Below are 12,264 nucleotides of genomic sequence, written 5' to 3'. Positions count from 1 at the left end.
ATTAGATGATATAGCCAGAAAGATCTCTTTCTGCAACTTAAGTAATATTAACGATTTGCTTAGGTTCACTAAAATATATTCTCCGGGTCGGACTTTACTGGATGGAAAACGGTTAAAGCAAAGCGGCATGACAATTTATGTAATTGTAATATAAGGTTTTAAAGGGAGGGTTGTAGTGCAAGGGGAAGTCATTACAAGCATAAACTGTAATGTTATTCAGGCGATTAAGAAGAAGAAAAAATATTTATTTGAAGTATTGGGTTCTTCGGCTATGCAATAACTGTAAATATATCTAAAGATATATTCTTGTTATTTTAACGATTCAGCAAATATATTTATACGATCAGGGAGAATATATTTTTGTGATTTCAGGGAGTCATTAAAGGTGACCAGCCTAAAATGTCGGGCTGGTCACATTCTGCAGGCGTCAGCGCCCGGCATTTTTCATAATGCGGGCTTTATCAAGCTGCCATTCGCGCTCTTTCACATCTGAACGCTTATCGTGCTGTTTCTTACCTTTCGCCACGCCGATTTTGACTTTGCACCAGGCATTTTTCCAGTACAAAGAGAGCGCGACCACGGTATACCCTTCGCGGTTAACGCGGCCATACAGCGAGTCGAGTTCGCGCTGATTAAGCAGCAGCTTACGGGTGCGGGTAGGATCGCAAACCACGTGGGTCGATGCGACAGCCATTGGCGTAAAGTTGGCGCCAAACAGGTACGCTTCGCCGTCGCGTAACAAGACATAGCTGTCGCCGATGTTAGCTTTACCGGCACGCAGGGATTTCACTTCCCATCCTTGCAGGGCGAGTCCCGCTTCGAATTCTTCTTCGATGAAGTATTCATGTCGCGCACGTTTGTTAAGCGCGATGGTGGCTGAGCCAGGTTTGTGTGCTTTTTTCTTCGTCATAGTGCCGCTCAGTATAGGTAAACTGGAATCGAAAAACACCCCATTTCGTCCTCAGGGGGTGAAGGGATTATCTTAGCATGAACCGGGTTGTACCCTGTTGCGGGATAGCGTTTTTTTTACCGTAGGATAAATGCTATTATTTGTTCGATTTTTGTTGATGGAAATAGCTATGCCGCAGATTAGTCGAACCGCGTTAGTCCCTTACAGTGCGGAACAGATGTATCAGTTAGTGAATGACGTACAGTCCTATCCCCAGTTTTTACCGGGTTGCACCGGCAGCCGCGTTCTGGAGTCCACGCCGGGGCAGATGACGGCTGCAGTTGATGTCTCCAAAGCAGGGATCAGTAAAACGTTTACCACGCGCAATCAGTTAACCCGTAACCAGAGCATTCTGATGAATCTGGTCGACGGTCCGTTTAAGAAACTGATTGGCGGCTGGAAATTTACCCCACTGAGTCAGGAAGCCTGCCGGGTAGAATTTCATCTCGACTTTGAGTTTACCAATAAGCTCATTGAGCTGGCGTTTGGTCGTATCTTTAAAGAGTTGGCCGCCAATATGGTGCAGGCATTCACTGTGCGCGCAAAAGAGGTTTACAGTGCCAGCTAAGATTGTTGTCGAGGTGGCTTATGCGTTACCGGAAAAACAGTATCTGCAGCGCGTCACGCTGCATGACGGGGCGACGGTGGAAGACGCCATTCGCGCTTCCGGTCTGCTCGAGCTACGCACCGATATTGATCTTGCGAAAAACAAAGTGGGTATATACAGCCGCCCGGTGAAGTTGAGCGATACGCTGCAGGAGGGTGATCGAGTTGAAATTTATCGCCCACTGATTGCCGACCCGAAAGAGTTGCGCAGACAGCGGGCGGAGAAGTCTGCCAATAAGTAGGCTATATACGGCGGGGCGCGATACTTTCAGTCGGCAAACGCTGCCAGTGACAAAAAAGGTGCTCATTGAGCACCTTTTAACATTTAGATTTACGTTCTCAAGCCTGGTTTAGGGGTTTTTGGTCAATGCCGGCTTGTTATCAATGTTGGTCAACACGCCGCTGCTGTTAAAGGTCAGCGTTAGCGTTTGTTGCGTTACGCCTTCATGTCCCGGCTGTTGGCGGAACACGTAGAACCAGGTATTTGTGCCAAACGGATCGGACATCATTGGCGTTCCCAGCGCATAGGCAACCTGTTGCTGAGTCATGCCGACGCGCACTTTCGATACGTCGTTAGCGGTCAGGTAGTTCCCCTGGTTGATATCAGGGCGGTAAACCACTCGCTCCAGAGTGGAACAGCCTGCGGTCAACATCAATAATACTGCTGCGGCAGCAGTCAGCGTTTTACAGCGCATAGTGATTTGATTCCTTTTCGGGCCCGAGCAGTACGTGGCTCATATGTAATATGCCGATGATAATAGACCTTTCACCACTTTAAAACCTTTTGCTTACGGGTCCGTCGGCGTTTTTGTTGTCTACTCTGACCGTTAAGGGGCCAAAAAGTTTATGCCGCCAGCAGTTCTTTCGCGTTTGCGAGGGTATTGCGGGTCACTTCGCTACCACCCAACAGTCGCGCCAGTTCCTGCAGGCGCGCGCGTTTGTCCAGCGGCTGCATATGGGTTTCGGTCATTTCACCGTCAGTGTCTTTGCTGACATAGAAATGCTGATGACCACAGCCGGCCACCTGTGGAAGGTGCGTCACGCACATCACCTGGGTGGATTCTCCCAACTGGCGCAGAAGTTTGCCGACGACGGCGGCGGTTGGTCCGCTGATCCCGACATCCACTTCATCAAAAATCAGCGCCGGAGTTTCCATCTTACGGGCGGTGATCACCTGGATCGCCAGCGCGATACGCGACAGTTCGCCGCCGGAGGCGACTTTGGCTATGGGCTGCATGGGCTGCCCGGGGTTTGTCGTGACCCTGAACTCCACGCGATCCGCGCCGTCAAGGCTCAGATGATGTTCGTCAAAATTCACGGCAATAGTGAACTGGCCATGCGGCATAGAGAGTGAGTGCATACTCTCGGTAATCAACGCGCTTAGCTCCTGTGCATAGTGCAAACGCTGTTGATGTAGCGCCTTCGCGGACTCAAGCGCCTGCTGATGATGCTTGTTAACGGCCAGCGTCAGCGTTTCCAGCGAGTCAGCCTGATCGTCAAGCTGCTGCTGTTCTTCCAGCAGAGACTGATAATACTGCGGCAGCGCCTCCGGACTGACGTGATGCTTACGCGCCAGCGAGATTTGTTTTGAAATACGCTGTTCAAGTTCAAACAGGCGATTAGGATCTAAATCCAGACGATCGCAGTAATGGCGTAGCTCGTCGCTGGCCTCGGTTAACTGAATGGTCGCTTCTTCCAGCATATCCAGCACGCCGGAAAGTTTGCTGTCCATGCTGACCAGTTCGCCGACCAGTTGCTTCGCGGTATACAGCTGGCTTTGCAGGTTAACATCATCGCCATCCGCCAGCAGCGCCAGCGCATTCTGGCTGGTAGAGAGAAGCTGGCCGCTGTTGGCCAGCCGTTTGTACTCTTCATCAATTTGCTCAAATTCACCCGCCTGCGGGTTAAATTCGTTAAGCTCTTTGAGTTGATATTGCAACAGCTCGGCGCGTGCGGCGCGTTCCTGGCTCTGCTGTTGATGATGCGCCAGATCGCGGCAGCTTTGATGCCACAACTGGTAGCGCGAAGCCATGTCCTGCACCAACTGGGACTCATTGGCATAGCCGTCGAGCAGCGATTTCTGGTGCTCAGGTTTGATCAGCAACTGATGGGCATGCTGGCCGTGAATCTGAATTAACAATTGGCCCAGCTCGCGAAGCTGAGAGAGGGGAACGGCAGTGCCATTGATAAAGCCGCGGGAGCGTCCGTCGCTGCTAATGACGCGGCGAAGTAAACACTCACGTCCGTCTTCGAGCTGGTTGGCCTCCAGCCAACGCAGGGCGGCAGGCGTATCTTTCAGAGAAAAGCGAGCGCAGAGGTCGGCACGTGCGGCGCCGGCTCGCACCATGTCGGCGTCAGCCCGGCCTCCGAGACACAGGCCGAGTGCATCAATCGCAATGGATTTACCCGCCCCGGTTTCCCCGGTAATGACGGTCATTCCGCTCTGGAAATCGATCTCAAGTTCACGAACGATTGCAAAATTGCTGATGGTCAGTTGTGCCAACATAGCCGTTTTCCTGTATGAAAAACCATAACTGTAATTACATACAGTATAAACAGGTTTTTTATCCAGTAAAGAGGCTGGCGTGAAATTAAAATAATTTTTTTGACCAACCCAGCTTGGTGCTTAACGTATTGAAATAGCTATAATCTTTTGGGTGTATTAAGTTCAGGTGATAGTCGCAACGCCGAATCAGCACATCTTCGCCTTCCTGGATAGGCAGGGCGATCTGGCTATCACAGCTAATCTCAAGGTCGTTACGACGATGGGAAAAACGCAGCCGAATGGTACTGCTGCTGTTAATCACCAACGGGCGCGCGGAAAGGGTGTGCGGGAACATCGGCACCAGAGTGATCGCATCTAAAGAGGGGGTCAGAATCGGGCCGCCTGCCGAAAGCGAGTAGGCGGTAGAACCGGTTGGGGTCGAGATGATTAGCCCGTCTGAACGCTGTGAAAAGGCGAAGTTCTCGTCAATATAGACTTCAAACTCAATCATGTGCGCGACTTTACCGGGGTGCAGCACCACTTCGTTGATCGCCGTGCTGATGCGCTTCTGGCAATCCTGCTGGCAGACCTGCGCTTCCAGCAAAAAGCGCTGTTCCGCAATGTAATGGCCTTCCAGCACGTCGGCGAGCTGCTGCTGGGCGTTGTCAGGATCGAGATCCGTTAAAAACCCGAGATTGCCGCGGTTAATGCCAATCACTTTGATGTCATAACGCGCGAGGGTGCGCGCCGCGCCGAGCATGTTGCCGTCACCGCCAACCACTACCGCCAGATCCGCCTGCTGACCAATTTCGGCCAGGGTGCCGGTTTTAACGTTTTTCAACTGCAGCTCGTGCGCGATTTGCTGCTCAACAATGACTTCATAGCCCTTCGTGCATAACCATCGATAGAGCATTTCATGTGTTGTCAGAGCAGTGGGGTGACGTGGATGTCCCACTATGCCAATACACTTGAAATGATTATTCATTTTTCGAGGTCCTTGTAACGAAGATTGATGACAATGTGAGTGCTTCCCTTGAAACCCTGAATCCGATCCCCATAATAAGCGAAGTTAGCGAGATGAATGCGAAAAAAAACGCGGAGAAATTCATGAGTAGTAAAGAACAGAAAACGCCTGAGGGGCAAGCCCCGGAAGAAATTATCATGGAACAGCACGAAGAAGTTGAGGCGGTTGAATCAGACGCTTCTGCTGAGCAGGTGGATCCGCGCGATGAAAAAATTGCGAATCTGGAAGCGCAGCTTGCTGAAGCCCAGACGCGTGAACGCGACAGTCTGTTGCGCATGAAAGCGGAAATGGAAAACCTGCGCCGCCGCACCGAGCTGGACGTTGAGAAGGCGCACAAGTTCGCGCTGGAAAAATTCGTCAACGAGCTGCTGCCGGTGATCGACAGCTTGGATCGTGCGCTGGAAGTGGCTGATAAAGCTAATCCGGACATGGCGGCGATGATCGAAGGCATTGAACTGACGCTCAAATCCATGCTGGATGTGGTGCGCAAGTTTGGTGTTGAAGTGATTGCCGAGACCAACGTCGCGCTGGACCCGAACGTGCATCAGGCCATTGCGATGGTCGAGTCGGAAGAGGTCGCGCCGGGCAACGTGCTGGGTATTATGCAGAAAGGTTATACGCTGAACGGTCGTACGATTCGTGCGGCAATGGTCACGGTAGCGAAAGCCAAAGCGTAATGCGTGATCTGTAGCGCCGGGTGGCGGCTTGCGCCTTACCCGGCCTATCTATCCTGCGTCTTATTCCGCCACGCTCTCCCGCAGGGGCTTCACCGGCACCACTTTGACCTGCTTAATCATATTCTCCTGAACGTCGAGAATATCGATATCATACTGACCGATGCGCACCCGGGTGCCGGCGATCGGGATCTCTTCCAGCGCTTCCAGAATCACGCCATTTACTGTCCGCGCGTCATCTTCCGGCAGATGCCAGTTAAAGGCTTTGTTGATTTCACGCACGTTGGCGCTGCCGTCAATGATGACCGAGCCGTCATTCTGCGGTGTGACCTCTTCGGCCAGCGTTGGCGACATGGAGGTCGTAAAGTCACCGACGATCTCCTCAAGAATGTCCTCCACCGTCACCAACCCCTGAATATCGCCATACTCGTTGACCACCAGACCGACTTTCTTTTTGTTGCGCTGAAATTTAATCAGTTGGGTACTCAGCGGTGTGCCTTCCGGGACGTAGTAAATCTCATCGGCGGCGCGCAGCATGGTTTCTTTAGTGAACTCTTTTTTCTCGGACATCAGCCGCCAGGCTTCGCGCACCCGCAGCATGCTGATGGTGTCGTCCAGCGAATCGCGATACAGCACGATGCGTCCGTGCGGCGAGTGCGACAGTTGACGCACAATCGATTTCCAGTCGTCGTTGATGTCAATACCGATAATTTCATTACGCGGGACCATGATGTCATCGACAGTCATTTTTTCCAGGTCGAGCACCGACAACAGCATATCCTGGTTGCGACGAGAAATTTGCGAGCGGGATTCATTCACAATGGTGCGCAGTTCGTCTTTGCTCAGCGAACCGCTGACCACGATATCGGTTTTAATGCCCATCAGACGCATCAGCAACCGGGTAATGGTGTTCAGTAACCAGACCAGCGGCATCATTAATACTTGCAAGGGCGCAAGCAGGAAGCTGCTCGGATAAGCCACTTTTTCCGGATAGAGCGCGGCGATCGTTTTTGGCAGCACTTCGGCAAACACCAGCACGACAAAAGTCAGCACGCCGGTGGCAATCGCCACGCCCGCATCGCCATACAACCGCATACCGACAATGGTCCCGAGGGCGGAGGCGAGAATATTGACCAGGTTGTTGCCGATAAGCACCAGGCTAATCAGGCGATCCGGCTTACGCAGCAGTTTTTCCACCCGCTTTGCCGCCCGGTTTCCCTGCTTGGCCATGTGGCGCAGCCGGTAACGGTTAAGGGTCATCATTCCGGTTTCAGAACCGGAAAAATAGGCTGAGATGACCACCATGATGAGTAACGTGATGATCAGCGTGGTGGTTGAGATGTGTTCCAGGGGAGACTCCTTTTAGGGCTTAACTTACGACCTGCTGCAAAATCCGGCTGCCGAAATAGGCCAGCGTCAGAATGCCTGCGCCTGCGACGTTAAACCACACCACGCGGCGGCCGCGCCAGCCCTCATGATAATGTCCCCATAACAAAACAATATAGACAAACCACGCCACAATAGAGAGAACGGCTTTGTCGATGTTTTCCATGCTGAACAGGTTGTGCATGTAAAACAGGCCGGTACACAGCGTGAGCGTCAGCAACACCACGCCGATTTGCGTGATATGAAACATTTTGCGCTCAATGCTCATCAGCGGCGGCATTTCGTTACTGAACGCCAGCTTTTTGTTTTTCAACTGGTAGTCGATCCAGGCCAGCTGCAGCGCGTAAAGAGCGGCGATGATGAGCGTCGCGTAGGAAAACAGCGACAGCCCGATATGGATCATCATGCCCGGAGTGGCTTCAAGATGCGTTATGTATTCGTTTGGCATAAAGGTCGCGAAAGCCAGATTGATGAGCGCGAAAGCGTACACGATCGGCAGCAACAGCCAGCCGCGGTTGCGTGAGGCGACAATCGTCATCACCGTACAGATCATCAGGCTCACCAGCGACCCGACGTTAAGCAGGCTCAGATTTTGTCCGCCTTCACCTGCGGGAAGGATACGGGCTTCCAGCGCAAAAGCGTGGCACACCAGCGCGACGACCGCAGAAAGAATAGCCATACGCCGCCAGCCGCTGTTTTTTTGCAGCAGAGCGGGAACGATCAGCGCGAGGCTGACGGAATAGGCGACAAGGGCGAGCAAAGCAAAAACGGGCATAGTGATGTCGACAATTAGCCAGTGAGAAAGAGAAGCAGTATAACGTTACGTGACCGCTGCTCCAACCGTTGCATAACAACAAAGGCGGCTTCATGTTATACTGCGACAAAATTCTGTTCCTGTGTCGCATGAGCGACCAACCGTTTCCACCCCAGGCGAGAGACAATGTTTGATAATTTAACCGATCGTTTGTCGCGCACGCTGCGCAATATCAGTGGCCGTGGACGCCTTACTGAAGACAACGTTAAAGAGACGCTGCGCGAAGTGCGCATGGCGCTGCTGGAGGCTGACGTTGCGCTGCCGGTAGTGCGTGAGTTTATCAATCGCGTAAAAGAGAAAGCGGTTGGCCACGAAGTCAACAAGAGCCTGACGCCGGGGCAAGAGTTCGTCAAAATTGTTCGTAACGAACTCGTCGCGGCGATGGGCGAAGAAAACCAGTCCCTGAACCTGGCCGCGCAGCCGCCCGCCGTGGTGTTGATGGCGGGGTTGCAGGGGGCGGGTAAAACCACCAGCGTCGGCAAACTGGGTAAATTCCTGCGTGAAAAGCACAAAAAGAAAGTGCTGGTCGTTTCTGCGGACGTGTATCGTCCGGCGGCGATCAAACAGCTGGAAACGCTGGCCGAGCAGGTTGGCGTGGATTTCTTCCCGTCTGACGTCGGCCAGAAGCCCGTCGATATCGTTAACGGCGCGCTGAAGGAAGCGAAGCTGAAGTTCTACGACGTGCTGCTGGTGGACACCGCTGGTCGTCTGCACGTTGACGAAGCGATGATGGACGAAATCAAGCAGGTTCACGCCTCTATCAATCCGGTAGAGACCCTGTTTGTGGTCGACGCCATGACCGGTCAGGATGCGGCGAACACCGCGAAGGCGTTTAACGAAGCGCTGCCGCTGACCGGCGTGGTGCTGACTAAAGTCGACGGCGATGCCCGTGGCGGCGCCGCGCTCTCTATTCGTCATATCACCGGTAAGCCGATCAAGTTCCTCGGCGTGGGCGAGAAAACCGACGCGCTGGAGCCTTTCCACCCGGATCGTATTGCTTCACGTATTCTCGGTATGGGCGATGTGCTGTCGCTGATCGAAGATATCGAAAGCAAAGTTGACCGCGCGCAGGCCGAGAAGCTGGCTACCAAGCTGAAAAAAGGCGACGGTTTCGATCTCACCGACTTCCTTGAGCAGCTGCGCCAGATGAAAAACATGGGCGGCATGGCGAGCCTGATGGGCAAGCTGCCGGGCATGGGCCAGATTCCCGATAACGTTAAATCGCAGATGGATGACAAAGTGCTGGTGCGCATGGAGGCGATCATCAACTCGATGACGTTGAAAGAGCGCGCGAAGCCGGAAATCATCAAAGGCTCCCGCAAACGCCGTATCGCAGCCGGCTGCGGTATGCAGGTGCAGGACGTTAACCGCCTGTTGAAACAGTTCGACGACATGCAGCGCATGATGAAGAAGATGAAGAAGGGCGGGATGGCGAAGATGATGAGAAGTATGAAGGGCATGATGCCGCCAGGCTTCCCTGGCCGCTGATCTTTTCCGGCCTGGCTCATTTGCCATTTCGGCGCCGGGGTGTGCTCGCCATCCTCACGTACTGCGTGTACGCTCCGGTGGCTGCGCGCACGCCGGCACCGAACTGGCTGCACCGCCGACGGCCTTTTGCAGCAGAGTGATTAACTGCTGATTGCAATTTCCCCAGAAATCAGTAAAATTTTCGGGCTTTTAATATGACGCCGGGCTCCGTTCCTCGATGGGGCCCGGTTGTTTTATTCACACAAGAGGATGTTATGGTAACTATTCGTTTAGCACGTCACGGCGCTAAAAAGCGTCCGTTCTACCAGGTTGTTGTTACTGACAGCCGTAACGCACGTAACGGTCGCTTCATTGAGCGCGTAGGTTTCTTCAACCCAATCGCCAGCGAAAAAGAAGAAGGCACTCGCCTGGATCTGGATCGCATCGCTCACTGGGTTGGCCAGGGCGCGACCATTTCCGATCGCGTAGCAGCGCTGATCAAAGCAGCAAACAAAGCAGCTTAATCTGTCACGGTGGTCATGATGAGCAAACAACTCACCGCGCAAGCGCCCGCAGACCCTATTGTTTTAGGGAAAATGGGGTCGTCTTACGGTATTCGTGGGTGGCTCAGAGTGTTTTCCTCCACTGAAGACGCTGAAAGCATTTTTGACTATCAGCCCTGGTTTATCCAGAAGGCGGGTCAGTGGCAGCAAGTCCAGTTGGAAAGCTGGAAGCACCACAATCAGGATTTGATCATCAAGCTGAAAGGCGTTGACGATCGCGATGCGGCGAACCTGCTGACCAATTGTGAAATTGTCGTGGATTCTTCGCAATTGCCTGCGCTGGAAGACGGTGACTATTACTGGAAAGACCTGATGGGCTGCCAGGTAGTGACCACCGAAGGCTACGATCTCGGTAAAGTCGTCGATATGATGGAAACCGGATCGAATGACGTCATCGTCATTAAGGCAAACCTGAAAGATGCGTTTGGTATCAAGGAACGCCTCGTGCCGTTCCTCGATGGGCAGGTTATCAAGAAAGTCGATCTCACTACGCGTACTATCGAAGTAGATTGGGATCCTGGTTTTTAAACCACTGGATAAGCGGTAAATGACGGCGTGATGGGGATTGGCTGTGTTTATAGGTATCGTTAGCCTGTTTCCAGAAATGTTTCGTGCAATTACCGATTACGGGGTAACTGGCCGGGCTGTAAAAAATGGCCTGCTGAACATCCAGAGCTGGAGTCCGCGTGACTTCACGCACGACCGGCACCGTACCGTGGACGATCGTCCTTACGGCGGCGGACCGGGGATGTTAATGATGGTGCAACCTTTGCGGGACGCCATTCATGCAGCAAAAAGCGCGGCGGGTGAAGGCGCTAAGGTGATATATCTGTCACCTCAGGGACGCAAGCTTGATCAAGCGGGCGTCAGCGAACTGGCAACGAATCAAAAGCTGATTCTGGTGTGTGGTCGCTACGAAGGCATAGACGAGCGCGTGATCCAAACCGAAATTGACGAAGAGTGGTCAATCGGCGATTACGTTCTCAGCGGTGGAGAGCTACCAGCGATGGTACTGATTGACTCCGTATCCCGGTTCATTCCGGGAGTTCTGGGTCATGAGGCATCGGCAACGGAAGATTCCTTTGCGGATGGATTGCTGGACTGCCCGCACTATACCCGGCCTGAAGTGTTAGAAGAGATGGAAGTACCGGCAGTATTGCTGTCAGGAAACCATGCTGAGATACGTCGCTGGCGTCTGAAGCAGTCGCTGGGCCGCACCTGGCTTAGAAGACCTGAACTTCTGGAAAACCTGGCTCTGACTGAAGAGCAAGCAAGGTTGCTGGCGGAGTTCAAAAAAGAGCACGCACAGGCAACATAAACATGATGGGATGGCATAAGCCCCCGAATATCAGTTTACCCAGGATAAGAGATTAAATTATGAGCAACATTATTAAGCAACTTGAACAAGAGCAGATGAAGCAGGACGTGCCTTCCTTCCGTCCGGGTGACACCGTGGAAGTGAAAGTATGGGTTGTTGAAGGTTCCAAAAAACGTCTGCAGGCATTCGAGGGCGTGGTTATCGCTATTCGTAACCGCGGTCTGCACTCTGCATTCACTGTTCGTAAAATTTCCAACGGCGAAGGCGTTGAGCGTGTCTTCCAGACTCACTCTCCGGTTGTTGACAGCATCACTGTCAAACGTCGTGGTGCCGTTCGTAAAGCTAAACTGTACTACCTGCGTGAGCGTACTGGTAAGGCTGCTCGTATCAAAGAGCGTCTTAACTAAGATATCGCTCAGGCGACATCCTGTTAGAAGGGGCTGGCCAGATGGCTGGCCCTTTTTTTATCCCCGAAAGCTCGTAGCGTTAACCATTAATTCATAAATCATTTACAATGCCTGCCGTGTCTTGCGGGAGGGATCGTGGTTATCGGGCAATTTCGTCAGCCAGGTGTTCAGCGCAACGCGGCATGGCTCGCGCTGTTTGCGATCCTGCTGATAATCATCTCGCCGCCGATCTCCATCGCGCTGCAAAAAGATCCGATGCGCGCTATGCCGGGCATGCACCATGAAATGGACATGACGGCGGACCACGCGCCGCATCACGATGTTTCGTCTTTCACCCCGCTTACTGTCGATCACGGTGAAGCGTGCGGTTACTGTGTGCTACTGGCGCATGTGCCGGGCCTGCTCCTGGCGCGGGTGATTCTACCCGCTGACCTGTTGCTCAGGCAGATGAACCGGCCATCACGCCCATCGGTAAACCACTGGCACTTTTTCCCCTGGCTGTATCCTGATACTCGCGCGCCTCCGTACTGCTCTACTGCTTCCTGACCCTGAAAAATAAGATTGTGCGCGC

14 protein-coding genes and 1 pseudogene are annotated in these 12,264 nt (G+C 53.0%); 9 read left to right on the top strand and 6 right to left on the bottom strand.

Features of this window, described 5'->3' with window-relative positions:
- Positions 1 to 427: 427 nt before the first annotated feature.
- Positions 428 to 910 carry an SsrA-binding protein SmpB gene (smpB, locus tag OOJ60_RS21975; protein WP_042289030.1) on the bottom strand — a complete coding sequence of 161 codons (483 nt, stop codon included), beginning with the start codon at positions 908 to 910 and terminating at the stop codon, positions 428 to 430.
- Positions 911 to 1,079: 169 nt separating this feature from the next.
- Here smpB and ratA point away from each other — a divergent pair, with 169 nt between their 5' ends.
- Both ratA and OOJ60_RS21965 read left to right on the top strand, forming a co-directional pair.
- A complete protein-coding gene (gene ratA / locus OOJ60_RS21970) occupies positions 1,080 to 1,517 on the top strand; it encodes a type II toxin-antitoxin system toxin RatA (RefSeq protein ID WP_042288300.1) in 438 nt (145 codons plus the stop codon).
- Positions 1,507 to 1,797 (top strand): RnfH family protein, encoded by a 291-nt coding sequence (locus tag OOJ60_RS21965; RefSeq protein ID WP_042288298.1) that lies wholly within the window; start codon positions 1,507 to 1,509, stop codon positions 1,795 to 1,797. Before ratA ends, OOJ60_RS21965 begins: the two co-directional genes overlap by 11 nt.
- 108 nt (positions 1,798 to 1,905) lie before the next feature.
- Here OOJ60_RS21965 and bamE read toward each other — a convergent pair whose 3' ends face one another.
- The 3 genes from bamE to nadK form a co-directional block, all read right to left on the bottom strand.
- Positions 1,906 to 2,250 (bottom strand): outer membrane protein assembly factor BamE, encoded by a 345-nt coding sequence (gene bamE / locus OOJ60_RS21960; protein WP_042288296.1) that lies wholly within the window; start codon positions 2,248 to 2,250, stop codon positions 1,906 to 1,908.
- Positions 2,251 to 2,399: 149 nt separating this feature from the next.
- Positions 2,400 to 4,061 carry a DNA repair protein RecN gene (gene recN / locus OOJ60_RS21955; RefSeq protein ID WP_199957849.1) on the bottom strand — a complete coding sequence of 554 codons (1,662 nt, stop codon included), beginning with the start codon at positions 4,059 to 4,061 and terminating at the stop codon, positions 2,400 to 2,402.
- A gap of 85 nt (positions 4,062 to 4,146) precedes the next feature.
- On the bottom strand, positions 4,147 to 5,025 hold the full coding sequence (gene nadK / locus OOJ60_RS21950; RefSeq protein ID WP_042288294.1) for an NAD(+) kinase: 879 nt from the start codon (positions 5,023 to 5,025) through the stop codon (positions 4,147 to 4,149).
- Between the two features lie 122 nt (positions 5,026 to 5,147).
- Between nadK and grpE the strand changes: the two genes are divergently transcribed.
- Entirely contained in the window at positions 5,148 to 5,741 is a 594-nt protein-coding gene (grpE, locus tag OOJ60_RS21945; RefSeq protein WP_042288292.1) for a nucleotide exchange factor GrpE, read from the top strand.
- Between the two features lie 60 nt (positions 5,742 to 5,801).
- On the opposite strand, the gene OOJ60_RS21940 is transcribed toward grpE, so the two are convergent.
- Together OOJ60_RS21940 and OOJ60_RS21935 are read right to left on the bottom strand one after the other, a co-directional pair.
- Positions 5,802 to 7,088, bottom strand: coding sequence for an HlyC/CorC family transporter (locus OOJ60_RS21940; protein ID WP_131729031.1), 1,287 nt, complete (start codon positions 7,086 to 7,088; stop codon positions 5,802 to 5,804).
- A gap of 19 nt (positions 7,089 to 7,107) precedes the next feature.
- Complete coding sequence (locus OOJ60_RS21935; protein WP_042288288.1) at positions 7,108 to 7,899, bottom strand: cytochrome C assembly family protein; 792 nt, start codon at positions 7,897 to 7,899, stop codon at positions 7,108 to 7,110.
- A gap of 165 nt (positions 7,900 to 8,064) precedes the next feature.
- Here OOJ60_RS21935 and ffh point away from each other — a divergent pair, with 165 nt between their 5' ends.
- From ffh to OOJ60_RS21905, 6 genes and pseudogenes are all read left to right on the top strand, one after another.
- On the top strand, positions 8,065 to 9,426 hold the full coding sequence (ffh, locus tag OOJ60_RS21930; RefSeq protein ID WP_042288286.1) for a signal recognition particle protein: 1,362 nt from the start codon (positions 8,065 to 8,067) through the stop codon (positions 9,424 to 9,426).
- A 254-nt stretch (positions 9,427 to 9,680) separates the two neighbouring features.
- On the top strand, positions 9,681 to 9,929 hold the full coding sequence (gene rpsP / locus OOJ60_RS21925; protein ID WP_012134698.1) for a 30S ribosomal protein S16: 249 nt from the start codon (positions 9,681 to 9,683) through the stop codon (positions 9,927 to 9,929).
- A gap of 18 nt (positions 9,930 to 9,947) precedes the next feature.
- Entirely contained in the window at positions 9,948 to 10,496 is a 549-nt protein-coding gene (gene rimM / locus OOJ60_RS21920) for a ribosome maturation factor RimM (protein WP_042288279.1), read from the top strand.
- Positions 10,497 to 10,539: 43 nt separating this feature from the next.
- Positions 10,540 to 11,305: pseudogene (gene trmD, locus OOJ60_RS21915) on the top strand (tRNA (guanosine(37)-N1)-methyltransferase TrmD).
- Between the two features lie 40 nt (positions 11,306 to 11,345).
- Positions 11,346 to 11,693 (top strand): 50S ribosomal protein L19, encoded by a 348-nt coding sequence (rplS, locus tag OOJ60_RS21910; protein ID WP_000065254.1) that lies wholly within the window; start codon positions 11,346 to 11,348, stop codon positions 11,691 to 11,693.
- 135 nt (positions 11,694 to 11,828) lie between these two features.
- The gene (locus OOJ60_RS21905) at positions 11,829 to 12,239 is read left to right on the top strand and encodes a DUF2946 domain-containing protein (protein WP_407057103.1); all 411 of its coding nucleotides are present in this window, start codon (positions 11,829 to 11,831) and stop codon (positions 12,237 to 12,239) included.
- Positions 12,240 to 12,264: the final 25 nt, after the last annotated feature.

The sequence above is a fragment of the Citrobacter sp. R4 genome (assembly GCF_026719175.1).
Classification (GTDB): domain Bacteria; phylum Pseudomonadota; class Gammaproteobacteria; order Enterobacterales; family Enterobacteriaceae; genus Citrobacter_A; species Citrobacter_A sedlakii.
This window is presented reverse-complemented; position numbering and strand designations above follow the sequence as displayed.